We start from the raw sequence: 15,918 nt of genomic DNA on the forward strand, positions 1-15,918 counted from the left end.
TCTCGCTCACGTCGGGGTCAGGAGAGCTTGGGGAGGATCTCGTTGGCGACGCGGTGGCCGGATTCGGCGGCTCCGTCGATGTAGCCCGGCCAGCGGGTGGCGGTCTCGGTGCCGGCCCAGTGCAGGGGGCCGACCGGGCGGCGCAGCGCCGGGCCGAAGCGGGTGAGGGTGCCGGGCGGGGTGAAGGCTCCGTAACAGCCGCGGCTGTACTCCTCCTCCGCCCAGTCGCGTTCGATGTAGGCGAGGGGGTTGCGGGCCTTGGGGCCGAAGTAGCCGACGAGGTCGTCGATGACCAGGGCGCGGCGCTCATCGGGTTCCATGCGGGAGGCGGTGTCGGCGTGCCGGCCTTCGAGGAAGCCGACGAGCACGCCGCACGAGCCGTCGTGAGGGGTGTTGTCGAAGACGGTGCCGAAGGGGCGGTGGATGCTGTTCGCCTGTCCGCTGAGGCCCGCGTGGCGCCAGAACGGCTCGTCGTAGGCGACGTTGACCTTGATGACCCGGCCCATCGGCATCCGCTGGACGAGCTGGTCGCGGTCGCCGGGCAGGCCCGGGGTGTAGCGGATGCGGGCGGCGAGCGGCGGCGGCACCGCGACCACGGCCCGCCGGGCGCGGACGGTCGGGCCGCCGCGCGTGGTGACACGGACGCCGGAGGCCGCCGTGGGCTGCCACTCGATCTCGGTGACGGGCGCGTCCAGGACGACCCGGTCACCGAGCTCCGCGGCCAGTTCGAGCGCGATGCGCTGCGACCCGCCGACGACGCGGTCCTGCTGGGCCCCGTCGACGACGTTGATCAGCGGGTCGAGGCCGCCGGCGGCGCCGACGTAGAAGGCGGCCCAGAGCGCGGACATGTCCTCGGGCTCGGCCGAGAAGACCGCTTCGGTGATCAGGCGGAAGAAGTTACGGCCGCCGGGTGTGCGCGCGGTCCTGCGCAGCCAGGTGTCGAAGGTCTGGCGGTCCAGCCCCTCGGCCTGGGGCGCTCGCCAGGGATCGGTCGCCGTCACTTGGCGCGCGATCCGGTCCAGCCGGTACTGGGTCTGCCCGATGTCGGCGAGGACCAGAGGGTTCATCTTGGGGATCCGCCCCGTGTAGTGGCGGCGGGTGGCGTCGAACTCGCTGATGTGCTCGCCGTCGGCGTACGTCGGGTAGGTCCGCAGGCCCAGTTCCCCGATCAGCTCCAGGGCCTGGTGCTGGGTGGGACCTACCCACTGCCCGCCCACCTCGATGGGGGCGCCGCCGGGCAGCTCGCCGTTGAGGAGCCGCCCGCCGACCCGGTCACGTGCCTCCAAAACCAGGACCTCCGTTCCGCTCCGTACGAGGTCACGGGCGGCCACCAGGCCCGCCACCCCGGCTCCGACGATCACGACGTCCGCTGACTTCTCCATCACGGCCACCATTCATACAGAGTGCATCTGACATACACACTGTATGTGGTATCCATGGCGTATGGAAACACTGCGCGAGAAATACGCGGAGAACACGCGCCGCGCCCTGCTCGACACGGGGCTGCGGCTCTTCACGGAACGTGACTACGCGAGCGTCTCCGCGGAGGAACTGGTGCGTACCGCCGGGCTGACGCGGGGTGCGCTGTACCACCACTTCCAGGGCAAGCCCGGACTCTTCGAGGCCGTCTTCGAGGAACTGGAACGGCAGGCCAGCGAGCGCATCCGGGCGGCGATCGCGCCCGTGGCCGATCCGCGCGAGCGCGCGTACCGGGGTGTCGACGCGTTCCTCGACGTCTGCGCCGGACATGCCTACCGCCACATCGTGCTCCAGCAAGGACCGATCGCCCTGGGCTGGCAGCGGTGGCGCGAGCTGGACCACCTGTACCTCGGCGGCCTGGTCCTCGACATCGTGAACGCCGCGCTCGACGCCGGTCGGCTGCGCCCCCACCCGGCCCACCTGGTCGCCCGGGCGTTCTACGGCACGCTCACCGAGCTGTCCCTCACGATCACGGAGACCGACGAGCCGGAGCAGGCCCGCGCTCAGGCGGCCGCACTTGTCCGCGACCTCATCGGCGGGGTGGTGACCGACGGCGGCCCGCCGTCGGCCTGACGGCCTCGGTCACGGCGTTACCCGCGGGAGGCGTCGCCGCCGCCCCCACTCAGGTCACCGCCTCACTCCCCTGAGCGGCCTCGCCCGCGTCGGCCTCACCCCGAGCCCTTCGCTGTCTCCGACAACGTGGACGTGTGCTTCCAGACCCAGTATGTCCTCGGTTACTACGGCTCTGGCGACGACCGCGTGCCCCAGCTCGTCCGCCTGGCCTCCGCGCGGGTGTGGGTCCACTCGGGGACAACAGGGGCCTTTCGAGGAGTTCAGTGCCGCCGCGCTGGGGTGGACGGCCAAGCCCCAGGGGGATCTGGGGACTTCGACACTTGGGCGGTGGGCGGTCGGCGCGCGGCGAACAGTGCGGCGCGGCCGACATCGGTCAGTGCGACGGGTTGGTCGGCGCGCACGGCGTGGCCAGTACCTCGGGGGACCAGGCCGGCCTCCTCCCATCTCTGTGCCGGGATGGCGCCGACGACACGCAAGGCGGAGCACGGGGCCCGCACTCCGTCCTCGCTCAAGCCCCATTAAGACGCGGTTGCTCAGAGCCTCCGTACGAGCGTCGTGCGCGGTATTTCCCCGTCCACCGCACCCGCCGCCGTGAACCGGTCGTCACGTGGCTGAGGTCCAGAACGCGCTTCGCGCGGCAACAAAAAGGAGACCGCTCGGCCGAGGAGGTGATGGATCGCACGTTTCGAATCCGCACTCCCGCGACGGTCCACCGCAGCACGGTGTCCCTCCGTTCATACGTCCAAAGGGGTCATTTGCCGTGAGCCTTCCGGATTTTGCTGTTGAGGTCCTCAACGGAACAGCCATCACCCTGGCGTCCGGAGCCGTCACCTACGGGGTGGCGAAGATCGTCGCGCCAGTACGCTCGATCATGAGTCGCGCAACGGCTGCTGAGCAGGACGCCGTCATCGCCGTGCTCGACGACCCGAACGCCACGCCGGAGGAGCTCGCGGCCCGCGTGAGGCCGCTACTCGAGGCGCACCTGGCCGCATACCCGGCCGCCGTCAGCGAATGCAAGGCTCTAGGTGTGCGACTGCCGCAGCTTGATTACAGCGGGGTCTGGGTCTTCTGCTTGAGGCGTTCGTAGGGTGCCTGGCCGCCGAGGGCGCCGTGGGGGCGGTGGTAGTTGTAGTAGTCCTCCCACTCTCTCAGCTTGTCGTTGAAGACGCCGGTGTCGTCGATGAGGATGCCGTCGAGCATGCGGTAGAACTCCTCCGCGTCGATGCGGTGGGAGCGTTCGACCTTGCCGTTGAGGTGCGGTGATGCGGGTTTGATGCAGGTGTGGGCGATGCCCTTGTCGAGGACGTTCCAGTGGAAGGCGGACTGGAACTCCGCGCCGTTGTCGGTCTGGATCACCTCGACGCGGAACGGCAGCCGCTCCAGGACGTAGTCGAGGAACTGGACTGCGGTCTTCTGGTCGCACCGCGGATAGATCCGCAGCACGCGCAGCCGGGTGCAGTCGTCGATGGCGGTGAACTGGTAGTACTTCGCCCGGCGGCGCCGCTTGGGCAGGGTGCCGGTGACCGGCGCCGCAGCCGCAGTCTGCTCCGGCAGGCCGATCGGTTCGATGAACTTCACGTCGATCTGGACGCGGTTGCCGGGCAGCTGCTTCTCGTAGCGGGTATAGCGCTTGTCGTGCCGTTGGTAGCGTTGGGAGGCCGGCAGGCGGTTCATGCCGAGCTTCTCGAGGATGCGGTAGACGGCTGAGCAGGCGATGTCGATGTCGTGGTACCGCTTCAGGTACATCTTGATCTTCATCGGGCCGAAGTGGTAGTGCTGCCGCAGGTAGACGATCTTGTTGATGACGTCGGCCTCGGTGGCGTGCGGGCAGTGGTGAGGCTTGCTGGAGCGGTCCCGCAGGCCCTCGAGGCCCTCGTCCTGATACCGGCGCAGCCATTTGTAGAAGCACGTGCGGCTGATGCCGTAGCAGCGGCAGGTCAGCGCGACGTTTCCGGTGACTTCCTCGGCGTGGCGCAGGACCGCCAGGCGATGCTGGGCCTGACGGTCCCGCTGCTGTTCCAGCGAAGGGGGCATGGCAGATCTCCGTCTGTTCGGAGACCCATGTGTAACCAACGTCCGGCAGTTTTATATCGGCGGGCACGGCTCGCGCCCCGAGTCGACCGTCGACCCGGTGGTGACCGCCGCGTACATCGTCACCCGGCTGCAGACCGTCGTCTCGCGGGAGATCGCGGCGCGCGAACCGGTCGTCCTGACGGTCGGACAGTTCCACGCCGGCACAAAGCACAACATCATCCCCTCCGAAGCCCGGCTGTCCCTGAACCTGCGCACGCAGGACACCCGGGTACGCGAACGGGTCCTCGACGCCGTCCACCGGATCGTCAAGGGCGAGTGCCGTACGGCGGGCTGTCCGGCCCCGCCCGAAGTCACCGTCCAGCCCGGCTACCCGAACACCGTCAACGACGCCTCCCTCGACGAGTCGATCGCCGCCGTGCACCGCGAAATATTCGGCGCGCAAACGGTGTGCGACTTCGGACCGGCGATGGGAAGCGAGGACTTCTCCCTCCTCGCGCCCGAGGGGGTGCCGTACGACTACTGGTACGTGACGTCGACCCCGGCCGACGTGTGGGAGGCGGCTTCCGGCGCCGACCTCGCCGAGAAGTTCGGCAACGTCCCGGGCGACCACAGCCCGCTCTTCGCCCCCGACCTGTCGGTGCTCGTGCCGGGGGTGCGGACGCTGGTCTCGGCGGCACTGAGCCGCCTGGCCTGATCGGACATCAGGCGCGTCCGCGTCGCAGGGCGTCCATCAGCACCCCGTACAAGGTGGCCAGGTCGGCGGGCATGTCGATCTCCGGCCTCAGCAGCCACTGGAGCTGGAGTCCGTCCGTGGCGGCAGGCAGGATCCGGGCCGCCCATTCGGCGTCGATCTCCGTCGGGGTTCCGGGGGCTTGCGGGGGCTCGGAGTCTTCGGTGTGGGCGGCGAGTTGGGTGGCGATGTTGCGCCGGCCGTCGGCGTAGCGGCCCTGGAGGAGGTCGTGGGCCGGGTGGTCAGGCTCGGCCACGGCCGCGGCGGCGTCGACGTCGACGTCGACGAAGAGTTTGACCAGGCCCGGGGTCGAGGCGCCGGCCCGGCGTCACCCTCATCGGTGACGCCGCCCACCTCATTTCCCCCTTCGCCGGGGCCGGCGCCAACCTCGCCATGCTGGACGGCGCCGAACTCGCCCTCGCCATCGTGAAGAACCCCGGTGAGCCAGCGGCGGCGATCGAGGCGTACGAGAAAGCGATGCACGCGTACGTGCTGCCCAAGGCCCAGATGGCCTGGCACACCTCGACCTCATGATCGCCCCAGACGGCTCGCCGCCCGAACCGCGGCAGCCCGGTGTTGCGGGCGGATCAGCTGCAGCTCACGCGTCGCCCGGCGTGGACTCGGCGACCACCCAGGAAAGGTACGCCTCGGATCCTCCAGTCACCGGAAGCGTGATCCCCTCCGGCACCTCGTAGCTGTGCTCCGTGTGCACCCAATCCTGGAGCTCCAGAAGCCGATCCACCGTCGTCTTGTACGAGATCCGCCACTCCGTCGCCTTCTCGATCTCGCCCTTCCACCCGCCCCGAGAGCCAGCGTCTTCGCCTTCTCTTCGTCGTCGGTGGTCGTCTGTGCGATCACGATCTCGATCGTCATACGGCTACTCCTCCCAAGGCGGATGTACTGGGACCCTGGTTCAGCTGATGTACCGCGCGTGCCGGTTGACCTCGGGCGGCTCGCGCGGGGGTCACCGAAGGACGTCTCCTCCCACTCTGGATTGGGAGGGCCAGGCTGCGCCCGTTCGCGCAGGTGCGATGCTCGCGCCTTGGGTATCTGCCTGACCAGCACCGCGCCCGTCTTCCAAATCAGCGATCGGGAAGGCCAGTTCCGCTATCGGTGATTGTCTACTTAGGTAGACGAGCCGGTGTCTACCCAAGTAGATTGCCTGCCATGCAGGATGTGAAGCTCACGCCGCACACACAGACTGTGCTGCGCGCCCTCCTGGGCCAGGGCGACGACACCGGGCAACGGTCTGTGGTACTCACCGAGGGGCTGTACGGGCTGGAATTGTCCCGACGCACCGGCCTGCCCAACGGCACGCTGTTCCCCATCCTTGAACGGCTGCGCCAAGCGGGCTGGGTCGAACGGTACTGGGAACGGGACGAGACCGCTGAAGCCGAGGGCCGCCCGCGCCGCCGCTTCTACCGCATCAGCTCCAAGGGAGCCGCAACGGCCCCACAGGCTCTCGCCGAAGCGAGGACTCGGGCACCGGCAATGCCGCTGCCGGGCACCGCCCGCCCAGGACTGGCCGGAGGTACCGGTGAGTGAGCGTGGAAACACGGCGATCCTCGACAGGTTGAGCGAGGGATGGCTCATGCCCATCCTCCTGTCAGGCGTCTACGCGACCTGTGTCGCCGGGTCAGTCGTGAGCTGGGGATCCGGGCGCCTCGCGCTGGTGATGAGCGATTTCGCGTTAGGTGCCGCCACTGCTGCCGCAGCAGCGGCCTGCCACCGCCAGGGGCGGAACCGTCACCGATCCCAACGCGCCTGGATGCTGTTCACGCTGTCGTTCACGATGGCGACGTTCGGTCACTGCCTCTCAGGCTGGTATACGGTCATGGCGAGCGGCAGCACCGGTAGTCACGACTTCACCCGGCTGATCTTTCTGTTGTTCGTCCCGCCTGCCGCCTCCGGTCTTCTCCTTCTGACCAGATGGCCTACGAGCAAAGCCGGTTGGGTCTGCATGACCATCGACGTTTGGCTGCTTGGCAGCTCCCTGTTCACGCTGTTCTGGACTCTGTCTCCGACCGACGCCACGCAGCACACCGCTGTCTCCCTCACTGGCGCGTTGCTGGAGATCGCCCTCGTATCGACCGCCATGGTGATGCACCGCAGGGCCACCGGGGCCGATCGCCGACCAGGCCTCGCAACCGTGACAGCGCTGGCGTTGATCGCGGCCGGCGACTTGCTCCTGCCTGTGCATCTGCGAGGAGTCGCCTGGGTCGGTGGCTCGCTCCTGGTCGTGCGCGCTCTCCGAGGTCCCTGGCGACCTGTCACATCCGATGCCCCTGGACGGCTGCGGAGCCCCCGGATCTCCGGCCATCCGCACAACGACTCGTTGCAGGCGCTCGCACCGTACCTCGGCGCAGCCACGTGCACCTTGGGGATCCTTGCCACCGTCATCGACGGCCGTCGGGTAGATAGCGTGGTCGTCCTCGTCAGCTGCAGCGTCGTCATGATGCTCGTGCTCCGCCAAGGGATCATGCTCCTCGACAACATCGCGCTCGCCCAGAAGCTGGCGCAGAAGGAGCAGCACTTCCGCTCCCTGGTCCAGAGCTCCAGCGACGTCATCATGGTCACCGCGCCAAGCGGCGTACTCCGGTACGTCAGCCCCGCCGCCCGCGCGGTCTACGGACGCAACGCCGAGGATCTCATCGGGTGCGAACTGGCCACACTCGTCCACCCCGAGGACCTGGGCGCTCTGCTCCACGAGGCCCGTCGCTTCCTCGCCGCCAGCCCCGCGGATGAACCCACCACACTGCTGGACTACCGCTTCCGATCCGGCGACGGCCGGTGGCTGGACGTTGAGTCGACCGTCAACCGCCACCAGGGCGGACTGATCTTCAACAGCCGGGACGTGACCGGTCGCAGCCGGATTCCAAGCCGGTTCGGAAGGCATGCCGGCCCGAGCACCCCGTTCCCCTCCCTCGGCCTGCCGCCTCCAGAGTCTCAGGAGAGAGCAAGCACGGTCCGGCCTCCAAGAGCCGACGCAACGCATGAGGTCCCGATCCCCATGAGGCACGGGGAACGGAAGAGTGGCCCTGGCGAGCCGGCCGACCGGGTGCTGCAGCTCGGGGCCCTGCTCCTACCGGCGGCCGAGCGGGCCGAATGGCTGGAGGAGCAGGCGGGCTACCTGGCTGACCTCCCGAGGCTCAGCGACCGGTGGAAGTGGATCCTCAATCAGCTGTTCGCCATGCCTCGATACGCCTACACCGTCCGCAGCGGCCGCGAAAAGGAACCGGCATGAGCACACAGCCCCCTCCCCACCCGGGGACGGCATCACAGGCCGACCCCACGCCGACACCATCACCTCCTGACACGGAACCACTGGTGAGCCTACGAACGGCCCTGGTGCTCCTGACGGCGGCCTTCATCGGCACGATTGCCGGTGCGCTCACCGCCCTGTCCACAAGCAACGTCCCTGGCGCCCTGCTTGCCGCCATGACCGGCTTCGGGGCAAGCACCCTCGGTCTGCACAAGCTGATCGGCCGCTGACGAGAACCCGCGTCATTCGCGCCCAGTCACGCTCCAGCGACTCCGCCTGGGTCTCGGCCCTCGGCATCTGGGCGGCGAACGGCGGACCACCCCACCACCTGACTGCCCGTCAGAAAAGTCAGCAAAAGGTCAGCATCGATCCGATTGAACGCTGACACACAAGCTTGAACACGGGACTCGGCCGCCCCCTCTCAATCCCAGCAGACCCCCGAATGCCGAGCACGGAACAGGATGCGGATCGGGGGTCCCGGCATCGCGGGCGCGAGGAGGAGCACGGCCCGCCCGCTCACACGTTTGTCCAGGTCAGCGCACTCGTCCGCGCGGTTTCAGCGGGGTGGCGGGCAGTTCCGGGGCGGTCAGGCGGGCGCCGTCGTAGCCGTGCACCTCACCGAACCGCTCGCCCTTCTCCCAGTCCTCTCGCGCCTGTACGATCTCGTCACCGGATCGGCCCACGAAGTTCCACCACATCACGATCTCCTCCTCGAAGGGTTCCCCGCCGAGGAGCATCAGGCCCGCGTCGGAGTCGGCGCGGAGGGGGAGTTCCGTACGGCCGCAGCCGAGGTAGAGCATGGAGCCGGGCAGGACGGGGACGCCGTCGACATGGGCCTCGCCGGACATGCCGAGGACCGCGTACTCGAAGTCGGGCTCCAGGGGGAGGCTCGTCTCGGCGCCCGCCGTGAGGGCGAGGTCCGCGCCGACGAGCGGGGTGTACGTGGTGCCCGGCGAGGCGGCTCCGTCGAGGGCGCCGAGGATCACCGTGGCGGTGAGGCCGGGCGCCGTGATCCGGGGCAGGTCGGCGTGGTGCTGGAAGTGCGGCTCCACGTGCCGGTGGGCGTCGGGGAGGGCGACCCAGAGCTGTGCGCCGTGCAGGAAGCGGGCGTGCGGCCGGGGGCTCTCCTCCGAGTGGGAGATCGCCCGGCCCGAGGTCATGAGGCCCAGTTCGCGCGGACGGATGGTCTGCAGGCTGCCGGTGGAGTCGCGGTGGAGCACCTCGCCCTCGTGGAGCCAGCTGACGGTCTGCAGGCCCATGTGCGGGTGCGGGGGGACCTGCATGCCGGGCTCGTCGGCGATGTCGTCGGGACCGTAGTGGTCGACGAAGGCCCAGGCGCCGACCATGCGCCGGCCGAGGTTCGGGAGCAGTCTGCGGACCTCGGTCGACTCGCCGAGCTGGACGCGGCGGGGGCTGAGCAGCTCCCGTACCGGTTCGGCGACGACGAAGCCGCGGCCTCCGCACACGGACAGAGTGGCCTGACGATCGAGATTGCTCATGGCGCTCAACCCATCCTTGGTGGAATGTTCAACTAACCGGCGGTGTTGACGTGGTCGACCACCTCCCAGGGTGGCAGATCCGAAGCTCTGGAAAGGGAGCGCAAGTGAGCGACACGTACTACGAGTTCGGTACGGCCGGGGAGCGCTGGGAGCGGGCGCAGCTGTTCTTCGACGCGAAGGAGTACGGAACCGCCGTCCGCATCCTGCAGGGCCTCGTCGAGGAGCACCCGGAGCAGACGGCCCAGCGGCTGCTCCTCGCCCGGGCCTACTACCACTCCGCGCAGCTCTCCCGCGCCGAGACCGAGCTGCGCGCCGTCCTGGAGCGCGACCCGGTCGAGCACTACGCCCGACTGATGCTCGGGCGCACCCTGGAGCGCCAGGGCCGCTCGGACGAGGCCGCGCCGCACCTGCGGATGGCCGCCGCCATGACGGGCGAGACCCCGTCCTGACGCGCGCCTGATACCCCCGCACGGTATATTCGCCGCCAGGAGGTCCTGGCTGTGCGTACACACCGAGCGGAACGCGGTGAGCGAGCGGGAGGTGCCATCGGGCACCTCCTGCTCGTCGTCGTGCTCGCGCTCGGGGTGTTCCTGATGCACGCCGTCGGCCATCCCGAGGGCTCCGGCGGGGGCATGGACACGGGCACGGGCATGGATGCCGTGTCCGTCTCGCACCACGGCTCCCCCGCGTACGACGCCGCGTCGCACGACGGCGCACCGCACGCCGACGAGGGGTCCGACGCCCGGCACGAGCCGGGTACGGGGATGGACATGACCACCCTCTGCGTGGCCGTCCTCGGCGCCTGGCTGCTCGTGGGACTCGTCCGGGCCGCGCTCGGACGCCGCCCCGACTGGCTCGCCCTCCCCCTCGCGCGGCTCGTCCGTGCCGTCGGGCCGCACGCCCCTCCCCCACGGCCCCCCGACCTCGCCCAGCTGTCCGTCCTGCGGATCTAGACCGAACCCGACGCGCCCCGGGCCGCTCCATGCCGCCCCCGCGCGCCGCCGGTCTTCCCTTTTCCGCCTGTACGTACACACAGCACACGAGGTACACCCATGCGCGTCTTCACGCACCGCACCACCCGCAAGCTCGCCCTGGTCGGGGCACTCGCCGGAGCCGGGCTGCTCCTGACCGCCTGCGGCACCGACGACGGCACGAGCGGGACGGAGCACGGCGGTACGTCCGCCACGTCCTCCGTCACGCCTTCCGCCACCGCCTCCGCTCCCGCCGCCGGCGCGGACTCCGCGCCCGGCGCCTTCAACGACGCGGACGTCATGTTCGCGCAGATGATGATCCCCCACCACGAGCAGGCCCTGGAGATGGCGGAGCTCGCCGACGGCCGGGCCGAGGACCCCGAGGTCAAGAAGCTGGTCGCCGCGATCGAGCAGGCCCAGGAGCCGGAGATCCGGAAGATGAAGGCCTGGCTGAAGGGCTGGGGCAAGCCGGAGTCCGCCGGACACGGCTCCGGACACGGCTCCGGACACGGCATGTCCGGGATGATGTCCGACCAGGACATGAAGGACCTGGCCGCCACGAAGGGCAAGGCCTTCGACCGGAAGTTCGCGGAGCTGATGATCGCCCACCACGACGGCGCCGTCGCCATGGCGAAGGACGAGCAGAAGAACGGCTCCAACGCCACGGCCAGGAAGCTCGCCGACGACGTCGTGCGGACCCAGTCCGCCGAGGTCGACCAGCTGCGGAAGATCCTCGACCGCCTCTGATCCCGCGATCCCGCCCGGCTCCGGGGCGGCCCGTCCCTCCTCGGACGGGCCGCCCCCGGCGTCGTGCCCCGTGCCTCCCGTATCCCTGGTCACCGCCCTCACCAGGGAGGCCGGGTTCACCGCCCCGGAGCTCGTGGAGGCGCTGTACGAGCGGCACAGGGACCCGGCGGCCTGGCACCCGTACCCGAACACCGAGACCACGCTGCGCGCCCTGCGCGACCGTGGGTCCCGGTGGCCGTCGTGAGCAACATCGGCTGGGACCTTCGTCCGGTGTTCCGGGCCCACGGGCTCGACACGCTGGTGGACGGCTACGTGCTGTCGTACGAGGTGGGGGCCCGGAAGCCCGATCCGGCGATCTTCCGGGCCGCCTGCGCGCTCCTCGGGCTCCCGCCGGCGGAGGTGCTCATGGTCGGGGACAGCCGGCCCGCCGACGGCGGTGCCCGGGCGCTCGGGTGCCCGGTGCACTTCGTCGACCCGCTGCCCGCGGACCTGCGGCCGTCCGCCCTGGCACCGGTCCTGGAGCGGGTCGCCGGCTGAGGGGGTGGCGTCCGTCACGCCGGTCGGGACCCGTCACGACGATCGGGACCCGTTCACGCCCCCGGTCGCCGACCCTGGAGCGGGCCGCCGGCCGAGGAAGCCCGGACCCGTCACGCCCCCGGTCGCCGGTCCACGACCACCTCGCCGCCCACCACGACCGTCTCCGCCACCGTCCCCGGGATCTCCTCGGGGGCGATGCGGAGGATGTCGCGGGAGAGGACGACGAAGTCGGCGAGTTTGCCGACCGTCAGCGAGCCCCGCTCGTGCTCCAGGAAGTTGGCGTAGGCCGAGCCCATCGTGTAGCCCTCGACGGCGGTGGCGACGTCGATCGTCTCGCCGGCCGTCCAGGCCTCGCCGCCGCCGGGCGGCCGGCGGGTGACGGCCGCGTGGATGCCCACCATGGGGTCCATCTCGGCGACGTTCCAGTCGCTGGAGAGCGCGAGGACCGCACCGGCCGCGTGCAGGCTGCGCAGCGGCCAGGCCTTGTGCCAGCGCTCGGGGCCGACGTTCTCGGCCCAGTCCTGGCCGGGTCCGGCGATGTCGGGGGCGGCGTGCCGGGGCTGCATGCAGGCGACGACGCCGAGCTCGGCGAAGCGCGGGGTGTCGGCCGGGTCGAGGCACTCGACGTGGACGACCTGGTGGCGGGCGTCGCGCGGCCCGTTGACGGCGCGGGCCCGCTCGACGGCGTCGAGGACGGTGCGGATGCCCCGGTCGCCGGTGGCGTGGACGAAGCACTGGAAGCCGCGCGCGTCGAGCCGGGTGAGCAGCTCGGCGAACTCCTCGGGCGGGTAGAACGTGTCGCCGCGGTGGTGGGAGCAGCCGACGTACGGCTCCAGGAGGGCGGCGGTGCGGGGTTCGACGACGTCGTCGATGTACAGCTTGAGCGGTCCGACCCGCAGCCGGTCGTCGGCGTACTCGTCGGCCGCCGTCTCGAAGTCGTCCAGGTCCGCTTCGGTGGTCCCGCGCGGGTGGAAGAGCGCGGCGACGATCCGGGAGCGGAGCCGGCCCTCGGCGCGGGCGCGCTCGAAGAGGGCGAGGTCGTCGAGGGAGTTCTGCGGTTCGACGACGGTGGTGATGCCGTAGCCGATGGCGTCGTCCAGGCTCTTGGCGAGCCGTCCGTACTGCCGGTCGGGCGACGCCCAGGGGAGGCCGAGCTCGCGCAGGGCGCGGTGGCCTTCGCGGGAGAGGCCCTTGACGGCGAAGTCCTTGACGAATCCGGTGGGCTCGCCGGTGGCGGGGTCGGTGACGGCCCGTCCGAAGGGCAACTCGGTGTGGTCTCGGTCGACGCCGAGGCGGCGGAGGGCGGCGGTGTTGAGCCAGGCGGTGTGGACGTCGTAGCTGAGGACGAGGGCGGGGGTGTCCCCGGTGGCCGGGTCGAGGTCGGCCGCGGTGGGCATCCGTCCGTCGGGGATCGCGGAGTAGTCGAAGGCCTCGGCCTCGATCCACCCGGCGTCCGGGTGGGCCGCGTGCCAGGTGCGGATGCGCTGGTGGATGGCGTCGAGGGTGCGGGCTCCGGCGAGCTGGACGCAGGCGTCGTCGGAGCCGAGGCGGACGTGGTTGTGGGCGTCGACGAAGCCGGGCAGGACGAGTCGGCCGCCGGCGTCGAGGATCCGGGTCTCGGGGCCCGTCCAGTCGGCCGCTCCGGCGGCGGCGCCGATCCAGACGATGCGTCCGGCGCGGACGGCGAGGGCCTGGGCCTCGGGGAGCGCCGGGTCGACGGTGTGGATGCGGGCCCCGGTGAGGACGAGGTCGGCGGGGGCGGTGCGGTTCATGGGGCGGGGCTCCGTGTCGTACGGGAGGGCGGTTACCGGACGGGGGCGTTGACTGAACGGGGGCGGTTACTGGACGGGGGTCACGGTGCGGCGGGCGAGGAGCACGTACACCAGGGCGGAGACGACGGCGCCGAGGAGCGTGAGGTCCGCGCCGCCGAGCAGGGCGACGAGGGGGCCGGTCCACAGCTCGGAGTCGCAGGTGAGCGCGGAGAAGAGGAGGCCGGCGAGGAGGGCTGTCAGGCCGGCCGGGTGCCAGCCGGAGCGGTACCAGTAGGCGCCGCCGGTGTCCGCGTGCAGGGCGGCGGAGTCGTAGGTGCAGCGGCGGAGCACCATGTCGGCGAGGAAGACCCCGCCCCAGGGGGCGAAGACGATGATCAGGAGGGAGAGGAAGGAGAGGAGGGAGGTGGTGAAGTCGGTGAGGAAGAGCGCGCCGAGTGAGCCGACGGCGGTGACGGCCGCGCTGATGACGATGGCGCGGGCCCGGCTCCAGGGGATGCCGAGGACCTGGAGGTTCAGGCTCGACGAGTAGAGCGTGATGATCGAGTTGGTGACGGAGCCGCCGAGCACCAGGGCGAGGAAGAGGGGCTGGAACCAGCCCGGGAGGAGGCTCTCGGTGCCCGCGACGGCGTCGGTCATGTCGACCTGGGTGGCGGCGGCCACTCCGGCGATGCCGAGGGCGACGGAGGAGACGAAGCCGCCGAGGGCGCCGCTCCAGGTGACGGCCTTGAGGCTGGTGGTGCGGGGCAGGTAGCGGGTGTAGTCGGCGGGCATGGGGAGGTACGAGAAGGGGCCGGCGAGCATGACGACGAAGGCGAGGCTCCAGCCGGAGGCGCCGGGCGCGGCGGCGGGGGCGGAGGTGTCGGCGCCGGGCAGGACGAGGGCGAGCAGGGCGGCGAAGCCGGCGGCGAGGACGTACGCCATCCAGCGCTCGGCGAACTGGACGGTGGCGTGGCCCCAGAGGGCGACGGCGAAGGTCAGCGCGAGGGTGACGGCGAGCGCGAGGGCGCGGGCGGTGTGTCCGCCGTGCCAGCCGAGGTCGGTGAAGAAGGCTTCGAGGGCGAGGGTGCCGACCACGGTGTTGACGATGGTGTAGCCGATGCTGACGATCCAGTTCAGCAGGCCGGCGGGCCAGTTGCCGCGGCGGCCGAAGGCCGCGCGGGAGATGACGAGGGTGGCGGTGCCGGTGCGCACGCCGCTGAGGCCGGCCGCGCCGATGGCGAGGAAGGAGAGGCCGCCGAGCACGACGACGGCGGTGGCCTGCCAGAAGGAGAGTCCGAAGGCGACGGCGAGGGCGCCGTTGATGACGTAGGTGAAGGTGAGGTTCGAGCCGAACCAGAGCCAGAAGACGTCCTTGGCCCCGCCGTGCCGTTCGGCGTCGGGGATGGGGTCGATCCCGTGCTCCTCGACCTGGAAGACCTCGTCGGTCGCTGTCCGGCCCGTGGCCACGGGCACCGTCTCGCGTTCGAGCACGCCGCACTCCTGTCGTGGATGCCATCTTGAATGCCGTTCTAAGTTTTAGAACGGCATTCAAGATGCGCGAGGGTTCTGGCCACGTCAAGACCTCGGGAGGTTGCGGTTAAGGTCGACCCCGGACACGGGAGTCGATGGAACGGCAGGACGGGGACGGCGGCGGTGGCAGGCGCGGCACGACGGCGGGACGGGAACGTCACCCAGGAGCGGATGCTGGAGGAGGCCATGGCGGCGATCGCCGAGGACGGCCTCGCCTCCCTCACCATGTCGGCGCTCGCCGAGCGGCTCGGCACCAGCGGCGGCCACATCCTGTACTACTTCGGCAGCAAGGACCTGCTGCTGCTCGCCGCCCTCCGGTGGAGCGAGGCCGCGCTCGCCGAGGAGCGGCGCGCGCTCCTCGCCCGGCGGATCACGGCCGAGCGCAAGCTCGACCTCTTCCTGCGGCTCTACCTCCCGCGCGGCCCGCGCGATCCGCGCTGGACCCTGTGGATCGAGCTCTGGGCCCGCACCCCCGGCAACACGGCACTCCGCGAGGCGCAGGCCGAACTGGACACGGGCTGGCAGGAGGACCTGGAGAACCTGCTCACGGCGGGCGCGGCACGACGGCGCTTCGCCCCGCTGGACGCCGCCGCCCGCGCCTCCGAACTCCTGGCCCTCCTCGACGGGTTGAGCACCCGGGTGGTCCTCGGCCAGGAGTCGGGCCGGGACCTCCGGCCCGCCCTCGAGGCCGCGCGCTCGGCGGCGCGCGCCCTGGTCCCCCCGTACCCTTCGAGCGAGTGACCCCTCTCCCTCAAGGACCCGCATCCCTCGAGTGACCCGCATCCCTCGAGGACCCCTATCCCTC

At 70.7% G+C, this 15,918-nt stretch carries 16 protein-coding genes and 3 pseudogenes; 12 read left to right on the forward strand and 7 right to left on the reverse strand.

Annotation, left to right across the window (positions count from 1 at the left end):
* Positions 1-17 precede the first annotated feature (17 nt).
* Positions 18-1,382, reverse strand: a complete 1,365-nt coding sequence (locus BLW86_RS04035) for a flavin monoamine oxidase family protein (protein ID WP_093872723.1) — start codon at positions 1,380-1,382, stop codon at positions 18-20.
* 61 nt (positions 1,383-1,443) lie between these two features.
* On the opposite strand from BLW86_RS04035, the gene BLW86_RS04040 reads away from it, so the two are divergent.
* Both BLW86_RS04040 and BLW86_RS04045 read left to right on the forward strand, forming a co-directional pair.
* On the forward strand, positions 1,444-2,052 hold the full coding sequence (locus BLW86_RS04040) for a TetR/AcrR family transcriptional regulator (RefSeq protein ID WP_093872724.1): 609 nt from the start codon (positions 1,444-1,446) through the stop codon (positions 2,050-2,052).
* A 760-nt stretch (positions 2,053-2,812) separates the two neighbouring features.
* On the forward strand, positions 2,813-3,139 hold the full coding sequence (locus tag BLW86_RS04045) for a hypothetical protein (RefSeq protein ID WP_093872725.1): 327 nt from the start codon (positions 2,813-2,815) through the stop codon (positions 3,137-3,139).
* Here the strand turns inward: BLW86_RS04045 and BLW86_RS04050 are convergent.
* Positions 3,100-4,086 carry an IS481 family transposase gene (locus BLW86_RS04050; RefSeq protein WP_093872726.1) on the reverse strand — a complete coding sequence of 329 codons (987 nt, stop codon included), beginning with the start codon at positions 4,084-4,086 and terminating at the stop codon, positions 3,100-3,102. The genes BLW86_RS04045 and BLW86_RS04050 overlap by 40 nt on opposite strands.
* A gap of 58 nt (positions 4,087-4,144) precedes the next feature.
* Between BLW86_RS04050 and BLW86_RS04055 the strand changes: the two are divergent.
* Positions 4,145-4,780, forward strand: a pseudogene (locus tag BLW86_RS04055) (peptidase dimerization domain-containing protein); the annotation flags it as partial.
* Positions 4,781-4,787: 7 nt separating this feature from the next.
* Here the strand turns inward: BLW86_RS04055 and BLW86_RS04060 are convergent.
* A complete protein-coding gene (locus tag BLW86_RS04060) occupies positions 4,788-5,072 on the reverse strand; it encodes a hypothetical protein (protein ID WP_093872728.1) in 285 nt (94 codons plus the stop codon).
* 59 nt (positions 5,073-5,131) lie between these two features.
* Here BLW86_RS04060 and BLW86_RS04065 point away from each other — a divergent pair.
* Positions 5,132-5,296, forward strand: a pseudogene (locus BLW86_RS04065) (FAD-dependent oxidoreductase); the annotation flags it as partial.
* Positions 5,297-5,414: 118 nt separating this feature from the next.
* Here the strand turns inward: BLW86_RS04065 and cutA are convergent.
* Positions 5,415-5,558 carry a divalent cation tolerance protein CutA gene (gene cutA, locus BLW86_RS43950; protein ID WP_371129443.1) on the reverse strand — a complete coding sequence of 48 codons (144 nt, stop codon included), beginning with the start codon at positions 5,556-5,558 and terminating at the stop codon, positions 5,415-5,417.
* 425 nt (positions 5,559-5,983) lie between these two features.
* Here cutA and BLW86_RS04075 point away from each other — a divergent pair, with 425 nt between their 5' ends.
* The 3 genes from BLW86_RS04075 (at position 5,984) to BLW86_RS41865 (ending at position 8,308) form a co-directional block, all read left to right on the forward strand.
* A complete protein-coding gene (locus BLW86_RS04075; protein ID WP_093872729.1) occupies positions 5,984-6,361 on the forward strand; it encodes a PadR family transcriptional regulator in 378 nt (125 codons plus the stop codon).
* Positions 6,362-6,407: 46 nt separating this feature from the next.
* The gene (locus BLW86_RS04080; RefSeq protein WP_143060217.1) at positions 6,408-8,060 is read left to right on the forward strand and encodes a PAS domain-containing protein; all 1,653 of its coding nucleotides are present in this window, start codon (positions 6,408-6,410) and stop codon (positions 8,058-8,060) included.
* 83 nt (positions 8,061-8,143) lie between these two features.
* Positions 8,144-8,308 (forward strand): hypothetical protein, encoded by a 165-nt coding sequence (locus tag BLW86_RS41865; RefSeq protein WP_177181547.1) that lies wholly within the window; start codon positions 8,144-8,146, stop codon positions 8,306-8,308.
* A gap of 303 nt (positions 8,309-8,611) precedes the next feature.
* Here the strand turns inward: BLW86_RS41865 and BLW86_RS04085 are convergent, their stop codons facing one another.
* Positions 8,612-9,577 (reverse strand): pirin family protein, encoded by a 966-nt coding sequence (locus tag BLW86_RS04085; protein ID WP_093872731.1) that lies wholly within the window; start codon positions 9,575-9,577, stop codon positions 8,612-8,614.
* Between the two features lie 104 nt (positions 9,578-9,681).
* On the opposite strand from BLW86_RS04085, the gene BLW86_RS04090 reads away from it, so the two are divergent.
* The 4 genes and pseudogenes from BLW86_RS04090 to BLW86_RS04105 form a co-directional block, all read left to right on the forward strand.
* On the forward strand, positions 9,682-10,026 hold the full coding sequence (locus BLW86_RS04090; protein ID WP_093872732.1) for a tetratricopeptide repeat protein: 345 nt from the start codon (positions 9,682-9,684) through the stop codon (positions 10,024-10,026).
* Between the two features lie 51 nt (positions 10,027-10,077).
* Entirely contained in the window at positions 10,078-10,530 is a 453-nt protein-coding gene (locus tag BLW86_RS04095; protein ID WP_093872733.1) for a DUF6153 family protein, read from the forward strand.
* Between the two features lie 99 nt (positions 10,531-10,629).
* Positions 10,630-11,295, forward strand: a complete 666-nt coding sequence (locus BLW86_RS04100; protein WP_093872734.1) for a DUF305 domain-containing protein — start codon at positions 10,630-10,632, stop codon at positions 11,293-11,295.
* A 91-nt stretch (positions 11,296-11,386) separates the two neighbouring features.
* Positions 11,387-11,832: pseudogene (locus BLW86_RS04105) on the forward strand (HAD-IA family hydrolase); the annotation flags it as partial.
* Between the two features lie 110 nt (positions 11,833-11,942).
* On the opposite strand, the gene BLW86_RS04110 reads toward BLW86_RS04105, so the two are convergent.
* Together BLW86_RS04110 and BLW86_RS04115 are read right to left on the reverse strand one after the other, a co-directional pair.
* Complete coding sequence (locus tag BLW86_RS04110) at positions 11,943-13,604, reverse strand: amidohydrolase (protein ID WP_093872735.1); 1,662 nt, start codon at positions 13,602-13,604, stop codon at positions 11,943-11,945.
* Positions 13,605-13,670: 66 nt separating this feature from the next.
* Positions 13,671-15,074: a purine-cytosine permease family protein gene (locus BLW86_RS04115; protein WP_093872736.1), complete on the reverse strand. Its 1,404-nt coding sequence runs from the start codon at positions 15,072-15,074 to the stop codon at positions 13,671-13,673.
* Positions 15,075-15,236: 162 nt separating this feature from the next.
* Between BLW86_RS04115 and BLW86_RS04120 the strand changes: the two genes are divergently transcribed.
* Positions 15,237-15,854 carry a TetR/AcrR family transcriptional regulator gene (locus BLW86_RS04120; protein WP_093872737.1) on the forward strand — a complete coding sequence of 206 codons (618 nt, stop codon included), beginning with the start codon at positions 15,237-15,239 and terminating at the stop codon, positions 15,852-15,854.
* The last annotated feature ends 64 nt before the right edge of the window (positions 15,855-15,918 follow it).

The sequence above is a fragment of the Streptomyces sp. TLI_105 genome (genome assembly GCF_900105415.1).
In the GTDB taxonomy this organism is placed as follows: Bacteria; Actinomycetota; Actinomycetes; order Streptomycetales; family Streptomycetaceae; genus Streptomyces.